Below are 24423 nucleotides of genomic sequence, written 5' to 3'. Positions count from 1 at the left end.
GCCCGGGCATGCGCCGGGGCGAGGAACACGAAGCGATCATCGAGGCGCTGGCGCCGCAGGCCGGCGAGCACGTGCTGGTCAAGCATCGCTACAGCGCCTTCCAGCGCAGCAACCTGGAAACCCTGATGCGGGTGCGTGGCCGTGACCAGCTGCTGGTGACCGGGGTTTACGCCCACATCGGCTGCGCCGCCACCGTGGTGGAGGCCTTCCAGCGTGATATCGAAGCGTTCATCGCCGCCGATGCGGTGGCCGATTTCTCGCGCGCCGACCACGACCAGGCCCTGCAGTGGATCGCACGCACCAGTGGCGTGCCGATGACCACCGACCCGCTGCTGGAGGTGCTGTGATGGCCGCAACCCACGATGAGCTGGATCTTGAACGCATGCGCGCCGACGTGGCACGCATGCTCGACTGCGAGCCGGCCGACATCGGCGACGACGACAACCTGATCGACCTGGATCTGGATTCGATGCGCATGCTCGGCCTGGTACTGGCCTGGAGCAACACCGGCCTGCCGCTGGAATTCCCGCAGCTGGCGGAACACAGCACGCTGCGCCAATGGTGGGGCGTGGTGCAGAAGCTGCAGGCGGCGCAGCAGGCATGAACGCCGCAGGGCTGGCCACGCCAGTGGCGCTGACCGAGGCGCAGTCGGGCCTGTGGTTCGCCCAGTGCCTGGCCCCGGACAATCCCGCGTTCAATACGGCCCATGCGGTATGGATCGAAGGGGCGCTGGACGTGGACGCGTTCGTGGCTGCCGCCAACCAGGCCGCGGCTGAAGCGCAGGCGTTCGCGCTGCGGTTTGCCGTGGGCGACGATGGCCAGCCGCTGCAATGGCATGATCCGGCCCACGTGCCGCAGCTGGTGCTGCGCGATGTGTCCGCCGAACCGGAGCCGGCCACCGCCGCGCGCGCCGCGATGGAGGCCGATCGCCTGGCGCCTGTGGACCCCACCCGCGACCGCATCAGTCAACAGGCGCTGTTCGACCTGGGCGGGCAACGGTGGGTCTGGTACCTGCGTGTGCATCACCTGGCGGCCGATGGCTATGGCATGGCGCTGTTCAGTGATCGGGTGTGCGCACTGTATGCCGGTCGCAGTGGCGAGCCGCTGCCGCCGTTGGCCGCTGTACTGGCCGACGACGCCGATTACCGCACCGACCCGCGGCGCGGACAGGCCGGCCAGTGGTGGCGCGACCAGCTGCAGGGCGCGCCTGCCGGTGCGGGGCTGGCGGGCACGGCTGCGGCCAGCAACGATGCATTGCGCTGGGTGCAGCCGCTCGGTGCGGGCCTGCGTGAGTTGCTGCTGCAGACCTGCGTACGGTGGCTGCAGCCGTGGCCGGATGTACTGGCTGCGCTGTCAGCCGAGTACCTGCGGCGGATGAGCGCGGCCGATGAAGTGGTGATCGGCGTGCCCTACATGGGTCGGCTGGGCAATGCCTCGGCGCGCGTGCCGGCCATGGTGATGAACGTACTGCCACTTCGTGTGGCAGCAGGCGAGGGCAGGGTCGAGGACTTCACGCGCGGCATCGGGCGGCAGTTGAGGCAGGCCCGCAAGCACGGCCGTTACCGTGGCGAGCAGCTGCGTCGCGATCTGGGCCTGGTCGGTGTGCAGCAGCGTCTGCACGGCCCGCTGGTGAACGTGCAGCCGTTCTACAGGCCGATGGTGCTTGCCGGCGTGCAGGCCACGCTGGACGTGCTGTGCACCGGCCCGGTGGATGACCTCACCCTGTGCTTTCGTGGCGATGGCCAGACGCTGCTGGATCTGGAAATCGAAGCCAATCCTGCGCTGTACAGCCCGGCGGACGTGCAGGCGCATGCCGCGCGGCTGCTGCATTTCGTGGCGGCCGCGCTGCAGGCGGATGACATCGGGGAAGTGCCGCTGGCCACGCCGGAAGAAGCGCAGCGCACGGTGCATGGCTTCAATGCCACCGCGCATGCCTTGCCCGACACCACGCTGGTGGAACTGCTGCAGCAGGGCATGGACCGGGATCCACAGGCGACCGCGCTGGTCTTTGCGGACGCGTCGCTGGACCACGCAACGCTGGAGTCGCGTAGCTTCGCGCTGGCCGCACAGCTGCGCGCGATGGGCATCGGTGCGGGCAGCGTGGTTGCCGTGGCGCTGCCGCGTTCACTGGAACTGGTGATCGCGCTGGTGGCCGTGCTGCGTGCCGGTGCCGCCTATCTGCCGCTGGACCTTGCCCATCCGGATGAGCGGCTGGCACGCATCCTCGGCTCGGCCCAACCAGCCTGCGTACTGGCTGCAGCCGATGTGCAGGCGCGGCTGGGCGAGGTGCCGCTGCTGTCGCCCGCGCAGTGGACCGCGGTGAGTTTCGCCGCGCCGTGGGCCCTTCCTTCGCCAGACGATGCGGCCTATGTGATCTATACCTCGGGGTCGACCGGCGAGCCCAAGGGCGTGGTCATCGAACACCGTGCCATCGTCAACCGCCTGCTGTGGATGCGGGCGCACTACGGTTTCGCTGCCGATGACCGGGTGCTGCAGAAGACCCCGGCCACGTTCGACGTGTCGGTCTGGGAGCTTTTCCTGCCCCTGCTGTGTGGTGCCACCCTGGTGCTGGCCGGCCCGGACGCGCATCGTGATCCCGCTGAACTGGCGCGGCTGATCCGCAGCCATGAGATCACCACGGCGCATTTCGTGCCGTCCATGCTTGATGCCTTCCTGGCAGCGCCCGCGTCGGATGGGCTGCAGCTGCGACGGGTGTTCACCAGTGGCGAGGCGCTGGATGCCGCGCTGCGCGACCGCTTCCACGGCCGTGTGCGCGCGGAACTGCACAACCTGTACGGGCCGACCGAAGCAGCGGTGGATGTGAGCTACTGGCCCGCATCGGCCGAGGACCGCTCGCGGCCGGTACCGATCGGATTCCCGGTGTGGAATACCCGCTTGTACGTGCTGGATGCGCGGCTGCAGCCGCTGCCGGTTGGCGTGGCCGGTGATCTGTACCTGGGTGGGGCACAGCTGGCGCGAGGCTACCTGGGCCGCGATGACCTGACGGCGGAGCGTTTCCTCGCCGATCCCTTCCTGCCAGGGCAGCGCATCTATCGTACCGGCGACGTCGCACGCTGGCGCGCCGACGGTGCGGTCGACTACCTGGGCCGCAGCGATCACCAGGTGAAGCTGCGCGGCCTGCGCATCGAGCTGGGCGAGATCGAGGCGGCGCTGCGCGAACTGCCCGGGATGGACCGGGTGGAAGTGCTGCTGCGCCACGATGCGCCGGGTGAGGCACGCCTGGTGGCCTACGTGCCCGCCGCGCTGGCCGATGCCGCCGCGCTGCGCAGCCATCTGGCCTCGCGCGTGCCCGACTACATGCTGCCTGCGGCGTTTGTCGGCGTGCAGCAGTGGCCCGTGACGGCCAACGGCAAGCTGGACCGCACGGCACTGCCGAAGCCGCCGCAGCAGGAGGTTGCCGGCTTGGCCCCGCGCACGCCGATGGAGCAGGAGCTGGCGTCGCTGTTCGCACGCGCGCTGGGGCGCGAGATGCCGGTTGCCGTGGACGCGGACTTCTTCAGCCTGGGCGGGGATTCGCTGTCGGCCGTGCACCTGCTGCTGGCCATAGAGCAGCGCTGGCGCTGCGACCTGGGCCTGGGCGCGCTGTTCGCGCAGCCGACCGTGGCCGCATTGGCCGCGCGCATTGCCGAACCCCCGGCGCTGGCCGACCACGCACTGGGAGCGGTGATCGCTTTGGCGACGTCGGAACGTGAGGTGCCTCCGCTGTTCGTGATGCACCCGGCCGGTGGCATTGCCTGGAACTACCGCACGCTGGCACGCGCGCTGCGGCCAGCGCGGACGGTTTACGGTCTGCAGTCGCCCGCGCTGGATCCGCAGCAGGCCATGCCGTCGAGCATCGAGGTGATGGCCAACGACTACGTGCGCCGTATCGTGACGCTGCAGCCGCAGGGGCCGGTGCATCTGCTGGGCTGGTCGGTGGGCGGCATCCTGGCCCAGGCCATGGCGGTGCGCCTGCACGAGATCGGCCGCGAAGTGGGTGAACTGGTGCTGCTCGATGCCTATCCCAGCGAATGCTGGCGGGCCGAGCCGGAGCCGGATGCCATTGCCGCGCTGCGCGCGCTGTTGGCGATTGCCGGCCATGATCCCGACGCGCACCCGGAACTGGACAGCCGTGAGCGCATCCTTGCGTTCCTGCGCCGCGGTGGCAGCGCACTGGGCAGCCTGCCTGATGACGTGCTGGAAGGGGTGGTGCGTGCCGTCACCGGGACCAATCGCCTGATCCGCGAGCATCATCACCGGCCGTTCGATGGCACGTTGGTGCATGTACGGGCGGGGCGCGATCACCAGGCGCGGCCGCAGCTGAAATCCGCGTTGTGGATGACTCACGCGCGCAAGGTGCAGGCGCTGGAGCTGCCGTTCCTGCATGCCGAACTGACCGGCCGCGATGCGGTCGCCCAGCTGGGCCCGTGGTTGTCGACGCGCCTGCAGCAATGGGATGAACAACAGGAGATGGCAGCATGCAGTTGACCGGCTTTGAAGGGCGGGTGGCGTTGGTGACCGGTGCCGCCGGTGGTATTGGCGCCGCACTGGTCCGGCTGCTGGCTGACGCCGGTTGCACGGTGGTGGCCACGGACCGCGAGCGTCCGGTGGGGGACGATGCGCGCGTGCTTTCGTACCCGCTGGACGTGACCGACAGCGCGGCGGTCGATACGCTGGTGGACCGGGTGGAAGCAGAGGTGGGCCCGGTGGCGTTGGCGGCCAGCGTGGCTGGCGTGCTGCACGTAGGCGAGGTGGCCGGGACCAGTGACGAGGACTGGCGGCGTGTGTTCGCGGTCAATGCCGATGGCGTGTTCCATGTCGGTCGCGCGCTGGCGCGGGTGATGTCGCCGCGACGGCAGGGCGTGATCGTCACTGTCAGTTCCAATGCTGCCGGTGTGCCGCGGCACGGCATGGCGGCCTATGCGGCGTCCAAGGCCGCCGCGACCATGTTCACCCGCTGCCTCGGACTGGAGCTGGCGCCGCTGGGCATCCGCTGCAACATCGTCGCCCCAGGCTCGACGCTGACCCCGATGCAGACCGGCATGTGGGAAGACGCACAGGGGGCCGAGCGCGTGATCGCCGGCAATCTGGGCACCTACAAAGCCGGCATTCCGCTGCGCAAGCTGGCGACGCCGGAAGACATCGCCCACTCGGTGATGTTCCTGCTCTCCGAGCAGGCCGGCCACATCGCGATGAGCGACCTGTACGTGGACGGCGGCGCCACCCTGCGCGGTTGAGCGAGCGCGGTAGTGCCGGCCGCTGGCCGGCAACCATGACCCATTCCAGATAATTCCGAACCCCCGTCACGGCAAGTCCCGACATTCACCCTCCCACGGCCCACCTCACCATGGGCCATGAGCAGCCATCGCCTCCGCCTGGGCCGACGATCCATCATTGGGCAGGTCTACGTCCTGACCACGACCACCCATCAACGCGACCGTCTCTTTGACAGCGACGCCACGGTAGCCTGTGTCACAGACCAGTTACGCTACATCGAAGATCGCGGGCTCGCTCAATCATTCGAATGGGTCGTGATGCCGGATCATGTGCACTGGATGTTCGAGTTGCGAGCCTCGGATCTTGCAGGCATCGCGCGGCGTTTGAAGTCGTCGAGTTCGCTGGCATTGAATCGGATGCGTGGTTGTCAGAAGACAGTGTGGCAGCCAGGCTACTTCGACCATGCGGTCAGGGCAGAGGAATCACTGGTCCGGCAGGCTGTGTACATCGTGGGTAATCCCATCCGTGCCGGCCTTGCTACGCAGGTGGGTGAGTACCCCTATGCCTGGTCGCTCTGGTCGTGATGCCGGCCAGCGGCGTCGGTCTGGTGGTAGTGCCGGCCGCTGGCCGGAAGCATCGCCGAACGTCGGGGCTATCGGAATGCTGCGTGACTTCCGCATGCCGGCCAGCGGCCGGCACTACCGCAGGATCAACCGGCGCTGCGGGGCTTGCGCGTGCGCTTGGGCTTTGCGGTGTCCGCGGCGCTGGCTGCCTGGTCCTGCAGGGCCTGCAGCCAGGACAGCGTGTCGATGTAGTCGATGAAGTGCCGCAGGTAACCGGGGCTGGCGGCCTGCATCGTGTCCAGCATGCGCTGGACCAGCACCGCTGAATTCAACGGGCCGCCGTCGGCCGGGGCCTCGGCGCGCAGCGTGCGGCGCACCTGCAGTTCGCTGCGCAGTTCGCTCCACTCGAGGCGGACCTGACCCAGCATCGGTACCTGCGGGTAATGCTGCAGGCTGCGCGAACCGGCATCGAGGTCGCGCACCAATGCCTGAAGCGTATCCAGCGGTGCGCGAGGCTTACTTGCCATCACCGGCCTTCGGCTTGGGAATCGGCGCGATCTCCACGCGGCGGTTGCGCGCCCGGCCGGCTTCATCGGCATTGGAACTGACCGGTTGTTCGCTGCCGAACGCGGCGGCAAACACCGCATCGGCGGGCACGCCGTCGGCAATCAAGGTGCGGGTCACGGTCAGCGAACGTTGCGCGGACAGTTCCCAGTTGTCGGCGAAGCGACGGTTGCCATCACGGATCGGCGCGTCATCGGTGAAGCCGCTGACCATCAGGATCTCTTCGCGTGTGCCCAGGTAGGCCGCCAGTGGCGCGGCCAGGCTGCGCAGCAGTTCCTGGCCCTCCGGCTGCAGTTGATCCGAGTTCAGTGCAAACAGAACGCTGCCGCTGATGCCGATGCGACCATCGACCAGGGTGACCCGGCCCGCGGACAAGGGCCCAGCCAACGCCTGTTCCAGCGTCTGCAGGCGCTTGGCTTCGGCTTGGCGCTGCTTCACTTCCTGGTCCAGCCGCTGCGACAGTTCCAGCTGCACCGCCACCACGCCCACCAGGATCAGCACGAAGGCGCCCAGCAGCACCGACATCAGATCGCCGAATGCGGCCCAGATCGGGGCGTGTGAACCGCCATCGACCTCCAGTTCGTCGCTCATGCGCTGCCGGCCTTGCCACGGCGCGCGGCCAACTGCTGCAGCTCTTCCATCACCTGCTTCTGCGACAGCAGGCTGAGGTCGACCACCTCGCGCGCCTGTGCCACGTAGTAAGCCAGCTGCTCATCGCTGCGGGCCAGCGAAGCATCCAGCGCGCCGCCGATCTGTTCCAGGCGTCCGGACAGCTCGGTCGATGCCGCGCCGAACCGTTCGACCGCGGCGCCGAAGGTACCGGCCAGCTGGCCGACCTCCGCTGCGCTGCCGCTGAGGTGCTCGGCGATGCCATCAAGCTTGCTGGTTTCGGCGGCGATGTGGTCGGTGAAGCGGCTGCCGACGCGTTCCAGCAGTTCTGCCGAGCCGCCCACCAACGCGTCCACGGCGGTGCGCTGCTCGTGCGAGGCGTGGTTGATCGCTTCCAGCAGGGTCTGCACGGTGGCCAGCAGGTGGCCGCGTTCCTCCAGCACCGCGTTGTCGCGCACCAGGCTTTCGGACAGGGTGCTGCGCAGTTCGTTGATGACCCCCGCTGCCGCCTTGGGGGCATCCGCTGCGGTCTGCAGCAGGGTGGAGATTTCGGCGAGGGTGGCGCTGGCCTGTGCCCGACCGTTCTCGCCGATCTCCTGCGCGGTGCGGGCCAAGGTCTCGCAGACCTGCTGCTGGCGCTCGGCCAGGCCCTGCGTGATGGTGTCGAGTGCCGTGCTCCACTGCTGCAGACGCTGCGCGTCACCGGCCTGCAGCTGAGTCTGCAGCTTGGCATGTGCCTGCTGCAGTTCGGCGGCCACCGCATCCCAGCGCGCCTGCCGCTGCTGTTCGCGGGCATCCAGGCCAGCCTGCAGTTCCGCATGCGCGCTGGCGGCGGCGGCCTGCGCAGCCTGCCAGTCCTGCGAACGCTGGATCTCGTGATCGTGCAGCAGCGCCTGGCTGGCGGTGTGGCGCTGGTCCAGTGCCTGCAGCAGCGCCTGTACCTGCGTATCCCGCTGTGCGCCCGCGGCCAGCAGCGCCTGCTGCTGGCTTTCCAGCAGTGCGGCGTTCACCGTCCGCTGCTGTTCGACGGCGGCGCGCCATGCCTCGGCATTGCCCATGGCGTCGGCCTGCAGGCGATCACCGATGCGGGCGATCAGCGCATCGGCCTGTACCCCTTGGCCGTCACTGAAGGCCTGCAGGTGCTGGCGCAGATCGGCCACCAGGGCGTGCTGGGCTTGGGTCTGCGCGGCGATGACGCTGGCCCAGCTGGCTTCAGTCGCCTGACGGCTGCGCTCGAAGCCTTCGCTGAGGCCTGCGAGCTGCTGCTGCACGGCCTGTTCGACCCGCGCATGCAGGGCCTGGCCATGGTTGGCCAGGCCGGCCAGCGTGGTTTCGGCCATCGGCTGCAGTGCACCGCCGATGGCGGCCGCGCTGGCTTCGGCGCCTTCGCGCAGCGATTGCTGCAGCGATACCGCCAGCCGTTCCTGCAATGCCTGGCTCTGGGTGAGGAATTCAGACTGGCCGCTGAGCAGGCGCTCGTTGGCGACCGTGCTGTGCTGTTCAAAGGCCGATGTCATCGCCTGCAGGCGGTCCACCAGGGCGGGCAGGGCGGCCGACTGCGCCTGCAGCAGGCGCAGCGACTCGGCGCGCTGCCAGGCCTGCGAGTACGGATGCAGTTCACCGGCGATGGCGCGGTCCAGCTGCTGCACCACCTGCAGGCGGTCACGGCGCAGCAGCGCCGACAGCAGGCCGAGCATCGCCGAGCTGGCGACACCGGCGATGGAGGTGCCGAAGGCCACGGCCAGGCCCTGCACCGGCGAGGCCAGTGAGCCGCGGATCGCGGCCATGTCGGTCGCGCTCTGCAGGGCAAGGCCGGTGCCGCGCAGCGTGTCCATCATGCCCAGAAGAGTGCCGAGCATGCCCAGCAGCACCAGCAGGCCGACCAGATAAGGGGTCAGCACCGGGCCGGGCAGCGCGATGCGCTCGCCTTCCACGCGCAGGCGCACGGCATTGCGCAGCGCCATCGGCACGCGCTGCAGCCACGGCGCCAAGCCCTCGTGGGCAGCGCCCAGGTCGCCCAGTGCGGCGCGCAGCCCGTTGCTGGCCTGGCGGTAGCGGTACAGCTCCACGCCGCCGGCCAGGTAGCAGGCCGCGATGATGGCCGCCACCGCCGCACCCAGCGGATGCACCGCCACGTAGCCGATGCCGATCCAGCACACGGCCAGCAGGCCGACAAGGAATACAACGACATGGAAAGCAGTTCTGGACATGGTGTTCCGGTCAGTGGGAGCGCAGGGCTGCAAGCAGCCCGTGGATCGGGTGGAAGCGCAGTTCAAGCTCGGCCAGCAGCAGGCTGCGCATGTCATTGCGGAAGGACGCGCGCCAGCCGGCCTGGCCGTGCACGCGTTCGAAACGGGCGGCCAGCACCGTCGGCGCCGTGGCCAGCAGGCTGTGCTCGCGCGGGGTCAGGGTCTGTTCCATCACCGCATCGACCTCGGCCAGCCGCGCCAGCTCGGGCGAGGCCTGCACCAGCTGGTCGCGCAGGCGCCCGCGCAGGCGCCCGGTGGCGGTCTGGATGGCCTGCTGCAGCACGCGGTAGCGCTGGCGCAGCGAAGCGAAGTTGGGTTGTGCAGCGGCTTCGGCCAGGTCCAGCAGGCGCTCGGCCTCGGCATCCTCGCGGATCGAGGCCAGCAGGCTGGCCTCGGCCTGCGCACAGTCGGCCAGCAGGTCGTCCAGTGCGTCGGTGGGCTCGCCCGGCTCCGGCAGGCGGCCGTCCAGCGCCCCGGACAGGGCCACGGCACGGCTCCAGTCCACCCACTGGCCGAGGCGATCGGTCAGGGCGGGACTGCTGGCCGGCATCGCGCCGTCACTGAGACGGGCAAGCAGGCGGAGGAACTCCGGTCCACCCAGGACCGGCTGCGCGGCGTTCGCCATCAAGTAGCCAGGGGCCAAAAACCGTTGATTTTACAGCCAGATGACCGCCCCTGGATGAAGGGGGCGGGCGCCGCCGCAGGGGGGTGCCATCCGGCAGGGTGTCGGCCCGCCCCGGCAGACGGCTTAGAATGGTCGGCTGCATCAACGCAACTGGACCTTCTGGAGCTTCCGCATGACCCTCGCGCCGTTCTATCCCATCGGCACCCCCGGCCAGCCCTGGGGCGATGCTGAACGCGCGCAGTGGCGGGCGGCCCAGCAACGCCAGCGCAGCTACCACGACGACGTGGTGGCCGCCCTGGAACGGCTGGACGACGCGTTCGATGTGATCCAGTACGGCCAGCTGGACTATGCACCGGACCATTACCCGCTGTTTGCGGTGGTCAACCATGACTGGAACCCGGCGCTGCCGACGGCCCTGGTGACCGGCGGCGTGCACGGCTATGAAACCAGCGGCGTGCATGGCGCGCTGCAGTTCCTGGAACAGCAGGCCGAGCGCTATCTGGGCCGGATGAACCTGATCGTGGCACCGTGCGTCAGCCCGTGGGGCTACGAGCGCATCCAGCGCTGGAACCCGGACGCCATCGATCCCAACCGCAGCTTCCGTGACGGCGGCCTGATCGAGGAAGCCGCCGCGCTGATGCGCTGGGTGGCCGAGTGCAAGGCTGACATCCGCGTCCACCTGGACCTGCACGAGACCACTGACAGCGACCTGAATGAGTTCGACCCGGCGCGCTGTGCCCGCGATGGCAAGCCGTTCGAGCGCGACACCATTCCCGATGGCTTCTACGTGATCGGGAACAGCGAAGACCCACAGCATGCATTCCAGAAGGCGTTGATTGCTGCCGTGGCGCCGATCACCCATATCGCCCCGGCCGACACCGAGGGCAATCTGGTCGGTCTGCCACTGCAGTCGCCGGGCGTGGTTTGGGGCGAATCGCGGTCGATCGGTGCCTGCGCCGGTTTTACCGACGCACGCTATGCCACCACCACCGAGGTCTACCCGGACAGCCCGCGCACCAATCCGCAGGAATGCAACGACGCCCAGGTGGCGGCGGTGTGCGCGGGGTTGGATTTCGCCCTGGCCCAATGAGGTAGCGCCGGGCCATGCCCGGCGACATGCGTGGAAACGCGCCGGATCAACCCTTCTGGCGCTGCTCCTGGATGGCCTTGTCCAGTGCGTCGAGGTCATCGGTGGATGACTGCAGCCACTGCGCGTACTAGGCGGTTTCGCTGAACCCTTTGCCACGCAGCACGGCGTCCAGATCCGGATCGTCATTTTGGATCACCCGCGCGCCTTCGATATGGCGGCCCTGGGCGATGAAGATGTTGAGGGTGTGGTTGGCCAGCTGCGCGGCGTTGAGTTCGGCGAAGGTCGTCATCGGGAATCGGGAATCGGGGAAGGGAAGGGGCCGTCCGATGATAGGTACAGCGTTGCGCGGCAAAAGCTTTGCAGGCCAGGGGAGCCGAGCATGCCTCGGCGCGACGTGGCGCACGTGCAACGCGGCGGGTTGGTGGGCGATGGGGACAATGGCGCACGCATCAATCGCGGTACGTGCGCCAGAACAGCACTTGATCGCCGGAGTTGTTGATGGCCACGAAGGTGGCACGGCCGAACTCCGGTCCGCAGCTGAAGACGGTGTAGGACATCTGCAGCACTGAATCCGGCGGCCACCGGCTGCGCTGGATCGAAGCCCGGGCGCTGGACGTATACGTCGTCTTCCAGCAATGGGCGGGAAGGTGAAACGCGGTGGCAACAGGCTTGTGGAACGCCAGTTCGCTCACGTTCGAATCCAGGTCATGGACCTCACGCAGATCGGTCGCGTCCAGCGGCATGGGGTACGCCAGTAGATCCACGCCATGCGTGGATGCGTTCGCGACCCTTCGAAGCCGAACACTTCACAACCCACAAGCACGGCAACGGCGACCATGGGCCACCCCACGCCCGTGAGTTCCACCGAGGATGCTGCAGGACCTGCTCCATTTTGCACCGCTGCTGACCGCGGTAATGACCTGCGTGACCGCCCTGATCTGGGTGGTCTACCTCAACTTCTTCCTGCGCAGCTACCGCCGCCAGCAGCGGCCCTCGATCCTCATCACCTCCGGTGCCGGGCGCAACCTGGACGCGCACTGTTTCGTGACCAACCTCGGCCTGGAGCCGGTATACCTGCTGGACGTGGTGATCGACCTGATCCAGCCGGACGGCACGGTCGTGCGCGCGGTCATTCCCGAGCGCACCGAGCACTGGAGCAAGGCCACACCCAGCGAAGACGACGACATCCGCCGTGCGACCAATGTCGGCCCCCTCAGCAGTGGTGGCGAGCGCGACCTGGGCAGGTTCCGCACCCTCATCGACCGCGCCGGCACCGAGAATCCGGACATCAAGACCGGTAACGCCTTCACCAGCCTGGAGATCACCGTTGTGATCGTCACGGCCAGCCAGGCCGAACTCTGCGGTGCGTCGCGCTACTACCGTATCGAGTATGGCGACGATGGCGCGCCGAGGGTGAAGGCGCGGACCATCAAGGCCGCGCAGCTGCAGGGGTATTTCGCACGCAGGAACCTGACGCGGCTGTTGACCACGCAGCTGGAAAGCGGCGGAAAGCGTGCCGCGCGCTGATCCAGTAGATGCCAACCTTGGTTGGCAGAGGCCATCCGCACCTCGCTCCGCGGCCGGGCTGCGCTCATCACGTACCGAATAGACCACCGAAAAGATCTTCCAGCCCTGTTCGGTGCGGATCAGCTGCCACATCTCCTTGCCCCAGTTCTGCTTCACGCCATCGGACAGGAACGTGTAATCGAAGGTCAGCGAGGCGGCGTCGCCATCGGTTTCGATCCTGGGGTTGGAGAAAACCTCTTCCTTCGGTGCGGACGAAGCAACCGCATTGTCGATGAGCGAGATGAAATTGTTCGAGGGAATCTGCCGCGCCTTGATCGCGTCGGGCGTGGTCCTGCGGATGTCCTGCAGGCGCACGTCCTCGGAGACGAACTGCCAGCCGATATCCTCGGGTTTGTCTGAGAAGAACAGGCTCATGCAGGTGGGCTTGTCCTTGTTGACCAGGGCTGTGCGGAAGGTTTCCAGCACCTGTTCGATGGCCTTGACGTCCTCCGCGTGCGCGGTTGACTGGGCACCGGCATGGCCAGCGGCCAGCAGGCCTGCACACAGCAGCAGGGTGGCCGTGCGTGGGAAGCGTCCGACGGGGAATCGCGCGCGCATCAGCGGGCGGGGGGGGGGGCGGTCATCCATGGCATCCGGTCCTCTCGTGCCTCGTGGCACCGGCGCCAATCTGACATGCGGGTGAACGCGCGCTGTGGTCGGTTCACCGCAGGCAGCATGTGAAACGCCTCCGGCGGCAGCTCGACGGCACTTACCCCGTGCGGGTGTTACCGCCCCGTGCGCGCCGGGCCAGATACACACGGAAGACCAGCAGCGCTGCAAAGGCGATGACCGCCGCCCGCGCCGCAGGCGAGGGGGCTGCCCCTGCCTGCGGCCAGAAGCACAGCATGCCAGCGAACACGGCCAGCGCGGTCATTGCCAGCAACAGAAGCTTTTTTGCCAGCGGACGGGAAAAGGGCAGCGCGATCAGGGGGGCCGACACCAACAGGAGGCCGCCACCCGTGAGGCCAGCGCCCATGCGGCCCAGGCCCATCTGCCCGAAGACTGCGATGGCGAGCATGCACACGCCCATCAGTGCGGCGCAGCCGCCGATGATCAATGCCAGCGCGTTGCCAATCCTGCGGAGCGCACGGGGTGGCCGTGGATCCGTTGGGTCCTGTTCGAGGGGAGCGCGTCCGTCCATGAGATCCATCGTGCGCGGGGGGGGCTTGGGCAAGTCTGCCCGGAACGTCCGCCGGTGTCCAAGCTGCTTGATTCCTCTTCGCGAAAGGCAGCCGAGCATGGCTCGGCTCTACAAAAGAGCGGGGAGCAGCCGAGCATGGCTCGGCTCTACGGAAGAGCGGTCGAGCAGGCTCGAAGTTGCTCGACCGGCCGTATCCGTGCGGTCACCTGCGCGGTCAGGGCCAGACTGGCCATCATCAGGCCTTCCATCACCCGGCCGCCGAGGCACCCGCTGTCCGGGCCGTTCTGCCGCACGCGCTCGGACGCCAGAATGAGTTCGCCCACGATGCGCAGGCCGGCCAGGGCGCAATCGGCATCGGCCAGGGCGATGCGGCGGCCCGGTCGAAGGTTGGGCTCGGGCGAGGGATTGCCGTCCGCCGCTGCGCCCTTACCGATGCGCTGCAGGGTGTCGATGAAGCCGGGAATGCGGTCACTGCGATCGTCGGTGTTGGCCGGGCCGGGAAGCTGCTGCGGGTGCAGGTGTGGGGTCTTCGATGTGCTCATGTTGATGGCTCCGTCAAGAAGCAAGCGGAAGCCGCCACACAGAGGTGGCAGGCGGTACGTGGTTCGAATCCGGGTTGATCCCAAGCCGGTGGGCATGAAGCCCCCACGCACCGCTCGCCATAGCCGGCAGACGGATTTCCAGCCGGCGCCACACAAGGCGGGTGAGACGAGTTGCAATTGACTGCAGATCGCGTCGTTTTCGCAATTCTTGCAGTGTTGCAGTGCCGCTCGAGCGCTTGTCGGCGCAGTGCCCGCAAACGCTTGTGCAAATTGCGACACGCATCGGTCTTTCGCGCCACCGGTCCACATCATCGCCAAGGCATTAGCGACAGCCTTTTGCCGGCAGCACAGACGATCCGCCTACAGCGGCACCTCCCACTGCAGCCGTACACTGGGGACCGACTGCCGTGCGCTGCGAACCACCTGGGTGCCGCCGTCATCGAAGCGCCACTGGCCGCTCCCGCCGTCGTCCCCCAGCAGGGTGCTGCCGGTCAGCCGCAGTTTGCCGTGCGCTGCAGAACTGTACTGCACCCATGCTTCCAGTTCGCGTCGATAGGCGGCGATGTCCACTTCGCCCACGCTGTAGCGGATACGCCCGCCGCTGCGGTAGGTAAATGCCAGGCCGCTGCTCCAGCGCGGGGTGATGCGGTAATCCACGCTCGCACTGGCGGTGAGCGGCACCTGGTCCTGGACGCGGTTGTCGGGTCCGGGAACATCGCGCACCCGCGACTGGTTCCAGGTGGCGTTGCCACGCAGTTCGATATCGGGCGCGTTGCGCAGCACGCGGGCCAACGGCAGCTGTCCATCCAGTTCGATGCCCCAGGCGGTGGCACGGCTGCCGTTGACCGGCGTGGCCACCCAGCGGCCATCACGCAGCAGGGTTTCGGTGCGGATGGGCGAGTCGATGCGGCGCAGGTAGCCGCCGATGCTGCCCTGGGTGCCGTCGCGGCCGTGCAGTTGCCACGCAGTGTCCAGGCCCCAGGCCAGTTCCGGGCGCAGCGCCGAGTTGCCGATCTCGTCCGGGTTCAGCGCCCGGTTGTTGGTGGAGGTATACGGCCGCGGGACCAGCAGGCGCAGTTCCGGCGCGCGGAACGTGCGGCTGAGCGAGACGCGCAGCTGGTCCTTGCCCTTGGCCCGCTTCCACAGCCCCTGCAGCACGGGTGTGAACACGCTGGCGCGGTTGCGGACCGGGGCGAAGTCGCGCCCTTCGCTGCGGGTCTGCAGCTGCTCCCAGCGGCCACCGAGATAGAAGGCGGTGCGCTCGCTCAGGGCAAACTCATCCTGCGCGTACACCGCAACACGCTGCAGGCGTGCATTGAAGGAGAGATTGCTTGTTGAAGCGGCCGCGTCGTTGAAGTCCTGCAGTTGCTGCACCCGTGATTCGCGGCGGTTGTCCAGACTGCCTTCGGCACCCGTCTGCACGGTATGGCGTCCGCGCGCAGGCAGGGTCCACTGCACGCGGCTGCTGCCGCCCAGCACATGCAGGCGCGCATCGGTCCGGTCCACCAGATTTTCCTGGCCGTCTGCTGCCTGGCCCTGCTCGCGGAAGCGATAGTTTTCGCGGTTGCCGTCCATGGCCCCACGCACCGTAAGGCTGCCGCCGCGCTGCAGCTGGCGCGTCCACTCCGCGCTGGCCTGGCCCTGGTCGAGCCGCAGGCGGGTGCGCTGGCGGTAGTGCGGTGTACGCAGGGCCTGGCCCTGCACGTTGTCCCAGTCGATCAGCATGTCACGGCGGAAGTCGGAGGCATCCATCAGTGCCTGCAGCGAAACCGTATCGTCGGCACTGGCCTTGAGGGTCATCGAGGGTGCCAGCGACACGCTGTCGCGGCGACCGGCGGCGCGCAGCCGGTTGTGGCGCAACAGCAGTGGCCGCCCTTCGGCGTCCCAGGCCTGTTCGCTGCCGCGTTCTTCCACCAGGAAGGCGCGGACGGACGCCGTGGCCGTGAGTGCCTGGTCGACCTGCGTGCCTTGGTGCGTCTGCCGCCAGCTGGCCGAGGGCGTGCTGCGCGATTGGCTCTCGGCCCAGGACAGGGTCAGGCGCTGGCTGTCCTTGGGCACGGTGGTGCGGGTGATGATGTTGAGGGTGCCGGCGATGGCGCCGGCTCCCTGATCCACCGTGGGTGCGCGCAGAATCTCGATGCGTTCGATCTGGTCGGTGGCCAGCGAATCCAGACTGAATCCGGCGGGGACGCGTTGGCCATCCAGCAGAATCTGGGTGTAACCGCTGCCCAGCCCGCGCAGCGACACGGTGCCCGGTCGGCCCGGTGTGCCGTTGGAGACGCTAACCCCGGGCAGGCGCTTGAGCGCCTCCAGCAGATCGGTATCGCCGTGGCGCCGCAGGGTTTCGTGATCGACGACGATGCGGCTGGCCACATCATCACGCCGCGCGTCGTAGCGCTGCGTCTGCACCTGCACGGTGTCCAGTTCGGTGGTGGCCGGCGCTGCAGGTGCGGTCTGTGCCGCGGCCGTTGCGGCAGGCCAGAGCAGGCAGCCAATGGCCAGACGGGTGCCTGTTCTGGCCTGAGGGTGGCGCGGCGGTCGCGGAGTGAACGTGCCTTGCATGGTCGTTGGATTCCTTCCTGATGGCGTGGCGACGGGCAACAGCGGGGGCTCCCGCGGCCGGGTATCGATTCACTGCGGATCGGGGCAACGCGCGGCGGGCGCGTCAGTGGTTACTGCATCCAGGCCTGCGGATCGACGCGCGTGCCGCTGCGCAGCAGTTCCATGTGCAGGTGGGGGCCGGTGGTGCGGCCAGTGTTGCCGGTGCGTGCGATGACATCGCCCTGGCGCACCTGTTGGCCGACGTCCACGTCGTAATCCTGCAGGTGGGCGAACAACGTCTGCCAGCCACCGCCGTGGTCGATCACCACCACGGTGCCGTAGTTGGGGCCATCGGGATAGGTGCGGGTGGCGGCGATGATGGTGCCGTCGGCAGGCGCCTGTACCGCGGTGCCACGGCGTGCTGCAAAGTCAACGCCGCGGTGGGCGCGCTGGCGGAAATCCGACGTGTGGCCGAACACGCTGGTGACCCGTGCATGGGCAAGGGGCGCGGCAAAGATAGGCGCCGGTGGCAGGGTGGGCTCCAGCAGGGTGACCGAAGCGCTGTGCAGCGGCAGGGCAAGCGACGGCGGCCCTGCCGTGACCGCCGCCTGTACGGTGGCCAGCCCCAGGGTGGCGGTCACGCCGGACGCCGCCAGCAGCAGCGCGATGGCCGTACCGGGACGGCGGCCTGCGTCGCCCTGCAGCATGTGCCGAAGGCGCAGCTGATGGCCGCCGGGATCGCGGTGTGACAGCGCGCTGGCAGGCTGCAGTGCGGTGGCCTGGCGCAGCGTTTCCAAGTAGGCCTGTGCCAGCAGGCGGCCGTCGCCGGCAACGGGCGCTTCAGCCAGCGCACGCGCATCGCATTGCAGTTCCGCGGCCAGCTGCACGCGCGCGGCAAGGCGCTGCACGAAGGGATTGAACCAGTACAGCGCAGCTACCAGCCGCATGAGGATGGCGCGCAGTGGATCGTGACGGTGCAGGTGCGCAGCCTCGTGGCCGATGACCAGGCGCAGTGCGCGGTCCGGCAGGGCGAGGCTGGCGGCAGGCAGGACGATGCGCGCGTCTGGCCAGCCGACGGCGAACGGCGTGCCGCCGCCTTCCGTGCAGCGGACAGCGATACCTGCCGCCTGCAACTGGCGGACCGCCTGCCGTGACTGCGGGCCCGGCAGCTGCGTCGCCTGGAGGGGCTGGCTGCGCTGGAGCACGGCATGCAGCTGGCGCGTGGCCAGCGCCCAGCGCACCAGCGAAAGCAGTACGCCACCGGCATACACCACCCACAGGCAAAGCGGCAGGACCGCTGCCAGGGACATGCCGATGCCGGGTGTTGCCGCCGTGTCAGGCAACATTCCCTGGGGCAGGGTGTTCAAGGCCACCGGCAATGCGCTGGTCAACTGTGGCAGTGGTGCGTGCTGCAGTGGCAGCAACAGTGCCAGCACCGGTGGCAACACCGCGCACAGCCACGCGCCCAGCCAGTACCGCGACGCGGCGTGAGAGATCTGCAACCCGCGCTGCAGGGCCTGTGCGGCGTACCAGACCAGGCCGGCGCCGACCAGGCTGGCCGCCAGCGCGATCAACACGCTGGACGCGGCAGGCACGCTCATGGCTGATCCTCATCATGCGCCCGCAACAAGGCTTCCAACTGCTCGATTTCCTGGCGGCTGAGCAGTCGGCTGTCGGCGAAGGCCTGGCTGGGCAGCGGCCCGTCGATTTCCAGCACGCGGCGCGCAAAATCCGTGCTGAGAGCCGCCAGGGTGGCCACCTTGCCGACCTTGGCGCTGTAAACGTTGAGGCCGTGCTGGCTGCCTTCCTTCACCAGCCCCTTGTCGACCATCCGCTCCAGCGTCTTGCGGGTGGAGGAATAGGACCAGTCCAGCGTGGCGACCGCGGCGTTGTGCAGCTCACGTGCGCTGCAGGCGCCATCACGCCAGAGGCATTTCAACAGTTCCAGTTCCGCATTGGAGGGGGTTGGGGCGGATGACATCGTCAGTCCCTGCGCTTGATCGATGTCGCAAGTGTGCGACACATGTCGCACTGGTGCAAGTCATCACTTCAATGCTGAGGCGAACGGCGCATCACGCTGTCGATCCAATCTGCATAGCGCGAGACGCGCACGTTGTGCACGACCTGGCCGTAGTACCCAGCTTCCAGCGCGTGCTCCGGCACCGCAGTGATCCACGAACCGAGGCCGATCAGCTGCCAGGCGTCGCGATCACGGATCAGCAGCGGGCTGCCGCTGTCGCCGCCGCCGATCACGCCCTCCAGTGGCAGACCGCCTGCAGGGCCATCGAAGCGATACCAGACATAGCGATCGTTGCCGCCGGTCACCGCGTTTTCCGCGCGGCGCAGCACGCCACGGTGCGAAGCCCCTGGTGCCAGCCCGGTGCTGCCGGTGCCGGTGGCGCCCTTGCCCACCAGGGTAGCAACCCTTCCGGCTTCGTCATGGCCGCGGTAGAGGTGCACCGGCGCCACGCCGTGCACCGGGGCTGCAAGCTCGACCAGGGCGATGTCATCGGAGGCGGCGAGGAAGGCGTGGATCGGGCCGGGATTGCCTGATGCAAGCGCAGCCTGTCCCAGCGCGTCGGGCATGCGCCGGTAGCCGGGGTGCACGAACACGCGGGCCACGCGGTACGCCTGGCCGTTGACCTGCACATCGGCATCCATGCCGTCCATCGGCGCGGCGTGTGCGGCGGTCAGCACCCAGCGCGGCGCGATGAGGACACCGTGGCCCTCGCCCGGCATGTCCGCCAGGGCAGGGAAGGCGGTGGCCGGAATGCGATAGGCGCTGTCATCGACATCGCTGCGGATGACGATGGCGGCGGCGGAGAGCGGCAGGGCAGTGAGGGCGAGCAGGAGCCAACGGGTCATGGGTGGGTGCCATCGGGTGCATGGATGGCAGCAACCGTAACCCGCTGGGGGGCGTCGGGGCAGCGCTGTGCGATGAATAGGGCTCTGTGTGCGACGAACTGGCAGACATCGGCGATGGGTGTGCACCGGCCAGGCCGTCGCCTACGCTCAACGCGGCGCCCGTGCCAGCGACCCAGAACGGCAATGAACGGCTGCGGGGCGCGCGAACGAGCAGGCATGCCATGACGATGCTGGACCTGAGTGCAGTCAAGCAAGCGCGACTCTGTGTTGTCCGATTGCGGTTTAATGGCGGCTCCGAATGCCGTCTGGTTGTTTTCCCATGTTTCATGTCTCCGCCGTCCTTCTCGCTGCATCCCGCTTGCTGGAGTCTGCCGCATGAGGGTGCTTCTGCAGGAACAGTGCATGCAGGTGGGTCTGCAGAAGGCCGAACTGGCCCAGCTGCTGGCCGGTGAAAGCGTGGAGAACCTGACCCGGTTTGGCGGCAGCGGCGGCTGGGCCGTGGCGGTTTCCCTGCACGATGGCGACCAGGCGGTGCTGCTTGACGGTGGCACTCACTGCAGGCTGGTGCTGCCACGCTCAGCGCTGCAGGGGCTGGCCGCTGGCATGGCAGAACGGGACTGCCTGCATTTCCCTCTGTATCTGGATGACGGCACCACGCTGCAGCTACGGATCATGATCGGCGGTTGGTGAGCAGCGGCGTGGATCGAAACTGCCCAGGCACAACCGAGCGGTGCGCATACAACCCTGCGCACTGAGCTCATGCCACGCTGTCACGAAGAAATCGCCATCGCTTCACGGTTGTTTGATACGGAACAGTGCACATTCGCGTAGAGCCTACGCGCACGTCCCCCACGTTCCGCGACGACTTCCCTTCCAGCATCAGCGCCCAACCGGGCGCAGCTGGTGTCTGCCTGACTGATTCAGAGAAGCGCCATGGCCCTCGACCTCGTCGCCGATTCCCTGCACGATCCTGTTGCAGAGACCCTCCTGCCCGCCCTCGATCTGGTACCGATCGGCACCCGACGTGGCCCGTCACAACCGGTCGAACTTCCTGAACTGGTGCAGCGCGTGCTGTTCGTGGCAACTGAAATGGCCGATTTCATCAAGGCCGGCGGCCTGGGTGATGTGGCCGCGGCGCTGCCCCGTGCGGTGCGCAGCGGCTGCGATGCCCGCGTACTGCTGCCCGGCTATCCTGAAGTGCTGCAGCGGCTGCCGCACCTGCGCGAAGTAGGCCGTGTCGCCGGGCGCGCCGGACTGCCGGCCTGCACCGTGGCCATGGCGCTGCAGGCCGATGGTCTTCCGATCTATGTGCTGCTGTCGCCCGCGCTGTATGAACGCGAGGGCTCGCCCTACGTGGATGCGCAGGGCCGCGAATGGCCGGACAACGCGGTGCGCTTCGCCACCTTGTCCCATGCTGCCGCGGAACTGGCCGCTGGTCGTGCCGGGCTGGACTGGACGCCGCAGCTGCTTCACCTGAATGACTGGCCGGTGGCAATGGCCGCCGCCTATGTGCGCTGGGACCGCACGGCCGTGCCGACCCTGCTGACGATCCACAATCTGGCCTACCAGGGTCTGTTCCCGTTTGCGCTTGCGCCGACCCTCGGCGTGCCTGTCGAACATCTGGACGAACTGCATTTCCATGGCCACATGTCCTTCCTGCAGGGCGGCATCGCCAATGCCACCCGCCTGAACACGGTCAGCCTGCGCTATGCGCAGCAGATCACCGCCGCCGAGGATGGCTGTGGCCTGCACGAACTGCTGGCACGCCGCGCCGCCGGTGGCCACCTCAGTGGCATCGTCAATGGCATCGATGCCAGCTGGGATCCACGCCGCGACATCCACCTGAAGGCGCGTTTCAGCATCGGCCAGTGCGCGGGTCGCGAAGAAAATGCGCGGGCGGTGCGCCAGGCGTTTGGCCTGCAGCCATCGACGGGGCCGCTGTTTGCGGTGGTCTCACGCCTGGTCCATCAGAAGGGCCTTGACATTACGTGCGATGTTGCCCCGCAGATCGTGGCCGCTGGGGGCCAGCTGGTGGTGATCGGCGGTGGCGAACCGCAGGTGGAAGCGCAGGTGCAGGCGCTGGCACAGCGTTACCCCGGGCGGGTCGGTGCCTTCATCGGCTTCGAGGAGGGCCTTGCGCGGCAGATGTTCGCCGGCGCCGACTTCCTGCTCATGCCTTCGCGGTTCGAACCCTGCGGCCTCAGCCAGATGTATGCACAGCGCTTTGGCTGCCTGCCGGTTGCGCATGCGACCGGCGGCCTGGTCGATACGGTCGAGGACGGCGTAACCGGCTTCCTGTTCCATGGAGCCAATGCCGATGGGCTGCGCCGCTGCGTGGAGCGGGCGATGCGCACCTTCCGGCTGCCGGCACTGATGCATGCGATGCGGCGTGCGGCGATGCTGCGTCCAGGCGGCTGGGAAACGGCCGGAAAGGCCTACCTGGCGCTGTACCAGCAGACCTGCCAGGTGGCTGCATGAACGACGAAGGACCGGCTGCGGTGGCGTTCAACTACGACGCGGTGACGCAGGATGATGCGGTGGCAACGCAGGCCTTCGAGCTGCAGGCGATGGTACAGGGGCGCCCGGCCGACGCGTTCGCCTGGTTGGGACCGCATGCCGACGGCAGCGGTGGCCGTGTGATGCGCGCGCTGGTGCCGAATGCACGGCGGGTTGAGGTGATCGAGGCCAGCGGCCGCCGCTGGGACCTTGACGGCACCACGCTTCCAGGTCTTTTCGAGGGGAATGCCGGTGCCGACGCGATCCCGCTGCTCGCGCTGTATTTCCCTGATGGCGTCGAGCAGGTGCACGACGCGTACGCGTTCGGTCCGCTGCTGGATGAGGCGCAGTTGCAGCGTATCCATCAGGGTGATGCCGAAGCGATGCGTGCACTGGGCGCGACCGCAATGGCCGTAGAAGGCATCGAAGGTGTGCGTTTCGCGGTCTGGGCACCGAATGCCCAGCGCGTGGCGGTGGTCGGTGACTTCAATGGCTGGGACGGCCGCCGCCACCCGATGCGGCTGCGCCATGCCGCAGGCGTGTGGGAGCTGTTCATCCCCGGCGTGAAGCCGGGCGCGCGCTACAAGTTCCGCCTGATCGGCGCGGACGGCCAGACTCTGCCCGACAAGCTTGACCCGATGGCACGCTGGGCCGAGCGCCCGCCTGCCACTGCTTCACGCGTGGTGGCCGCCACGCCGCTGCAGTGGCACGACCATGCCTGGCTGCAGCGCCGTCGTCAGCAGGGCATCCGCGCGCCCCTGTCCATCTATGAGGTACACGCAGGGTCCTGGCAGCGCGCCGAGGACGGCAGCGTGCTGGACTGGGAGGCACTTGCGGATCGGCTGATTCCCCATGTCGCCGGGTTGGGCTTTACCCACATCGAGCTGCTGCCGATCAGTGAACACCCCTTCGGTGGGTCCTGGGGCTACCAGCCGCTGGGCATCTACGCACCGACGGCGCGCTACGGCACCCCGGAAGCCTTTGCCCGCTTTGTGGATCGCTGCCACCAGGCCGGTCTGGGCGTGATCGTCGATTGGGTCAGTGCGCATTTTCCGGATGATGCCCATGGCCTTGCGCGCTTCGATGGCACCGCCCTGTACGAGCACGCCGATCCGCGCGAGGGCAAGCATGCCGACTGGGACACGTTGATCTACAACTACGGCCGCAACGAAGTGTCGGCCTACCTGATAGGCAGTGCGCTGGAGTGGATCGAGCATTTCCACATCGACGGGCTGCGCGTGGATGCAGTGGCATCCATGCTGTATCGCGACTACAGCCGGCCCGAGGGGCAGTGGGTGCCCAATGCACAGGGCGGCCGCGAGAACCTGGAGGCGGTGGCCTTCCTGCAGCGCATGAACCAGACCCTGCGCGAGCGTTTCCCGGACGTGCTGGTGATCGCCGAGGAGAGCACGGCCTGGCCGGGCGTGACCAATGCGGTGGCCGATGGCGGGCTGGGTTTCACCCATAAATGGAACATGGGCTGGATGCACGACACGCTGCACTACCTGCAGCGCGACCCGGTGCATCGCGCGCATCACCACAGCGAGATCAGCTTCGGCCTGGTCTATGCATTTTCCGAGCGTTTCGTGTTGCCGCTGTCGCATGACGAGGTGGTCCACGGCAAAGGTTCGCTGCTCAACAAGATGGCGGGCAACCGCGCCCAGCAGTTCGCCCAGCTGCGGGCGTACTACGCCTTCATGTGGGCGCACCCGGGAAGCAAGCTTCTGTTCATGGGCGGCGAGTTCGGCCAGGCGGGTGAGTGGGCACACCAGCGTGGGCTGGAATGGGACCAGGCGGCAACGCACGAGGGCGGCGGGCTGATGCGCCTGGTCGGCGATCTGAACGCGCAGCTGCTCCATCAGCCCGCACTGCATCGCGACGAACGTGACGAGCGCGGTTTTGCCTGGAGTGTGGCCGACGATAGTCGCAACAGCGTCTACGCCTTCATCCGCCAGGACCCGGCCGGCGAGGCACCGGCGATGCTGGTGGTCAGCAATTTCACGCCCGTGCGCCGCGACGGCTACCGCGTTGGCGTACCCGAGCCCGGCCTGTGGTCGGAGCGATTGAATACGGACAGCCACCATTATGCGGGCGGCAACGCCGGCAACCTGGGCGCGGTGGCCACCGACGCGCGGCCGATGCACGGGCATGCACAGTCGCTGCGGCTGACCCTGCCGCCGATGTCCACGCTGTACCTGCAGGTTGACGCATGACCGAAGCGGCCCGTCTGGGTGCGTGGCCGGTGGGCGCCGGCAAGGTGGAGTTCCGGTTGTGGGCGCCTGACATCGGCCAGGTGGAGCTTATGCTGGGCGGGGCCGCGTTGCCGATGCATCGGCACGCCGATGGCCTGCATTC

Annotated in this window: 22 protein-coding genes and 1 pseudogene; 10 read left to right on the top strand and 13 right to left on the bottom strand. The window is 68.1% G+C overall.

The window, feature by feature from the left end; translation table 11 throughout:
* The 5 genes from ACQKDV_RS09320 to ACQKDV_RS09300 form a co-directional block, all read left to right on the top strand.
* A partial coding sequence (locus ACQKDV_RS09320) for an isochorismatase family protein (RefSeq protein WP_427783476.1) occupies positions 1 to 347 on the top strand: 347 nt, incomplete at its 5' end.
* Complete coding sequence (locus ACQKDV_RS09315) at positions 347 to 604, top strand: phosphopantetheine-binding protein (RefSeq protein WP_427783475.1); 258 nt, start codon at positions 347 to 349, stop codon at positions 602 to 604. The genes ACQKDV_RS09320 and ACQKDV_RS09315, both read left to right, overlap by 1 nt.
* Positions 601 to 4488, top strand: a complete 3888-nt coding sequence (locus ACQKDV_RS09310) for an amino acid adenylation domain-containing protein (protein ID WP_427783474.1) — start codon at positions 601 to 603, stop codon at positions 4486 to 4488. Before ACQKDV_RS09315 ends, ACQKDV_RS09310 begins: the two co-directional genes overlap by 4 nt.
* Positions 4479 to 5237 carry a 2,3-dihydro-2,3-dihydroxybenzoate dehydrogenase gene (locus ACQKDV_RS09305; RefSeq protein WP_427783473.1) on the top strand — a complete coding sequence of 253 codons (759 nt, stop codon included), beginning with the start codon at positions 4479 to 4481 and terminating at the stop codon, positions 5235 to 5237. The genes ACQKDV_RS09310 and ACQKDV_RS09305 overlap by 10 nt, the downstream gene beginning before the upstream one ends.
* 117 nt (positions 5238 to 5354) lie before the next feature.
* Positions 5355 to 5801 carry an REP-associated tyrosine transposase gene (locus ACQKDV_RS09300; RefSeq protein WP_427783472.1) on the top strand — a complete coding sequence of 149 codons (447 nt, stop codon included), beginning with the start codon at positions 5355 to 5357 and terminating at the stop codon, positions 5799 to 5801.
* Positions 5802 to 5926: 125 nt separating this feature from the next.
* Here the strand turns inward: ACQKDV_RS09300 and ACQKDV_RS09295 are convergent, their stop codons facing one another.
* Genes ACQKDV_RS09295 through ACQKDV_RS09280 form a run of 4 tightly spaced genes read right to left on the bottom strand, consistent with a single transcriptional unit; the run spans position 5927 to position 9827 of the window.
* Complete coding sequence (locus ACQKDV_RS09295; RefSeq protein WP_427783471.1) at positions 5927 to 6307, bottom strand: DUF2894 domain-containing protein; 381 nt, start codon at positions 6305 to 6307, stop codon at positions 5927 to 5929.
* On the bottom strand, positions 6297 to 6935 hold the full coding sequence (locus tag ACQKDV_RS09290) for an OmpA family protein (protein ID WP_427783470.1): 639 nt from the start codon (positions 6933 to 6935) through the stop codon (positions 6297 to 6299). Before ACQKDV_RS09290 ends, ACQKDV_RS09295 begins: the two co-directional genes overlap by 11 nt.
* Complete coding sequence (locus ACQKDV_RS09285) at positions 6932 to 9163, bottom strand: DUF802 domain-containing protein (RefSeq protein ID WP_427783469.1); 2232 nt, start codon at positions 9161 to 9163, stop codon at positions 6932 to 6934. The genes ACQKDV_RS09290 and ACQKDV_RS09285 overlap by 4 nt, the downstream gene beginning before the upstream one ends.
* A gap of 10 nt (positions 9164 to 9173) precedes the next feature.
* The gene (locus ACQKDV_RS09280; protein WP_427783468.1) at positions 9174 to 9827 is read right to left on the bottom strand and encodes a DUF3348 family protein; all 654 of its coding nucleotides are present in this window, start codon (positions 9825 to 9827) and stop codon (positions 9174 to 9176) included.
* 172 nt (positions 9828 to 9999) lie between these two features.
* On the opposite strand from ACQKDV_RS09280, the gene ACQKDV_RS09275 reads away from it, so the two are divergent.
* The gene (locus tag ACQKDV_RS09275; protein WP_427783467.1) at positions 10000 to 10917 is read left to right on the top strand and encodes a M14 family metallopeptidase; all 918 of its coding nucleotides are present in this window, start codon (positions 10000 to 10002) and stop codon (positions 10915 to 10917) included.
* Positions 10918 to 11044: 127 nt separating this feature from the next.
* Here ACQKDV_RS09275 and ACQKDV_RS09270 read toward each other — a convergent pair whose 3' ends face one another.
* Together ACQKDV_RS09270 and ACQKDV_RS09265 are read right to left on the bottom strand one after the other, a co-directional pair.
* Positions 11045 to 11206 carry a hypothetical protein gene (locus ACQKDV_RS09270; RefSeq protein WP_427783466.1) on the bottom strand — a complete coding sequence of 54 codons (162 nt, stop codon included), beginning with the start codon at positions 11204 to 11206 and terminating at the stop codon, positions 11045 to 11047.
* Positions 11207 to 11366: 160 nt separating this feature from the next.
* Positions 11367 to 11660 carry a hypothetical protein gene (locus ACQKDV_RS09265; RefSeq protein ID WP_427783465.1) on the bottom strand — a complete coding sequence of 98 codons (294 nt, stop codon included), beginning with the start codon at positions 11658 to 11660 and terminating at the stop codon, positions 11367 to 11369.
* 181 nt (positions 11661 to 11841) lie between these two features.
* Between ACQKDV_RS09265 and ACQKDV_RS09260 the strand changes: the two genes are divergently transcribed.
* Entirely contained in the window at positions 11842 to 12444 is a 603-nt protein-coding gene (locus ACQKDV_RS09260; protein ID WP_427783477.1) for a hypothetical protein, read from the top strand.
* Positions 12445 to 12495: 51 nt separating this feature from the next.
* Here ACQKDV_RS09260 and ACQKDV_RS09255 read toward each other — a convergent pair.
* The 7 genes and pseudogenes from ACQKDV_RS09255 to ACQKDV_RS09225 all read right to left on the bottom strand — a co-directional run.
* Positions 12496 to 13041 (bottom strand): annotated as a pseudogene (locus tag ACQKDV_RS09255) (hypothetical protein); the annotation flags it as partial.
* A 151-nt stretch (positions 13042 to 13192) separates the two neighbouring features.
* The gene (locus ACQKDV_RS09250) at positions 13193 to 13624 is read right to left on the bottom strand and encodes a hypothetical protein (protein ID WP_427783464.1); all 432 of its coding nucleotides are present in this window, start codon (positions 13622 to 13624) and stop codon (positions 13193 to 13195) included.
* A gap of 146 nt (positions 13625 to 13770) precedes the next feature.
* Positions 13771 to 14166: a hypothetical protein gene (locus ACQKDV_RS09245; RefSeq protein WP_427783463.1), complete on the bottom strand. Its 396-nt coding sequence runs from the start codon at positions 14164 to 14166 to the stop codon at positions 13771 to 13773.
* A gap of 360 nt (positions 14167 to 14526) precedes the next feature.
* A complete protein-coding gene (locus ACQKDV_RS09240; protein ID WP_427783462.1) occupies positions 14527 to 16728 on the bottom strand; it encodes a TonB-dependent receptor plug domain-containing protein in 2202 nt (733 codons plus the stop codon).
* 110 nt (positions 16729 to 16838) lie between these two features.
* Positions 16839 to 18308 (bottom strand): M23/M56 family metallopeptidase, encoded by a 1470-nt coding sequence (locus ACQKDV_RS09235; RefSeq protein WP_427783461.1) that lies wholly within the window; start codon positions 18306 to 18308, stop codon positions 16839 to 16841.
* Positions 18305 to 18688 (bottom strand): BlaI/MecI/CopY family transcriptional regulator, encoded by a 384-nt coding sequence (locus tag ACQKDV_RS09230; RefSeq protein WP_427783460.1) that lies wholly within the window; start codon positions 18686 to 18688, stop codon positions 18305 to 18307. Before ACQKDV_RS09230 ends, ACQKDV_RS09235 begins: the two co-directional genes overlap by 4 nt.
* Before the next feature lie 68 nt (positions 18689 to 18756).
* A complete protein-coding gene (locus tag ACQKDV_RS09225) occupies positions 18757 to 19572 on the bottom strand; it encodes a S1 family peptidase (RefSeq protein ID WP_427783459.1) in 816 nt (271 codons plus the stop codon).
* A 375-nt stretch (positions 19573 to 19947) separates the two neighbouring features.
* On the opposite strand from ACQKDV_RS09225, the gene ACQKDV_RS09220 reads away from it, so the two are divergent.
* The 3 genes from ACQKDV_RS09220 (at position 19948) to ACQKDV_RS09210 (ending at position 24281) form a co-directional block, all read left to right on the top strand.
* Positions 19948 to 20262: a hypothetical protein gene (locus tag ACQKDV_RS09220; protein WP_427783458.1), complete on the top strand. Its 315-nt coding sequence runs from the start codon at positions 19948 to 19950 to the stop codon at positions 20260 to 20262.
* Between the two features lie 243 nt (positions 20263 to 20505).
* Positions 20506 to 22050 carry a glycogen synthase GlgA gene (glgA, locus tag ACQKDV_RS09215; protein ID WP_427783457.1) on the top strand — a complete coding sequence of 515 codons (1545 nt, stop codon included), beginning with the start codon at positions 20506 to 20508 and terminating at the stop codon, positions 22048 to 22050.
* On the top strand, positions 22047 to 24281 hold the full coding sequence (locus tag ACQKDV_RS09210; RefSeq protein WP_427783456.1) for a 1,4-alpha-glucan branching enzyme: 2235 nt from the start codon (positions 22047 to 22049) through the stop codon (positions 24279 to 24281). The genes glgA and ACQKDV_RS09210 overlap by 4 nt, the downstream gene beginning before the upstream one ends.
* Positions 24282 to 24423 lie beyond the last annotated feature (142 nt).

It is taken from the genome of Stenotrophomonas sp. NPDC077659, from assembly GCF_050268705.1.
In the GTDB taxonomy this organism is placed as follows: domain Bacteria; phylum Pseudomonadota; class Gammaproteobacteria; order Xanthomonadales; family Xanthomonadaceae; genus Stenotrophomonas.
Note: the sequence above shows the minus strand (reverse complement) of the source record. Positions and strands in the feature narration are given on the sequence as shown.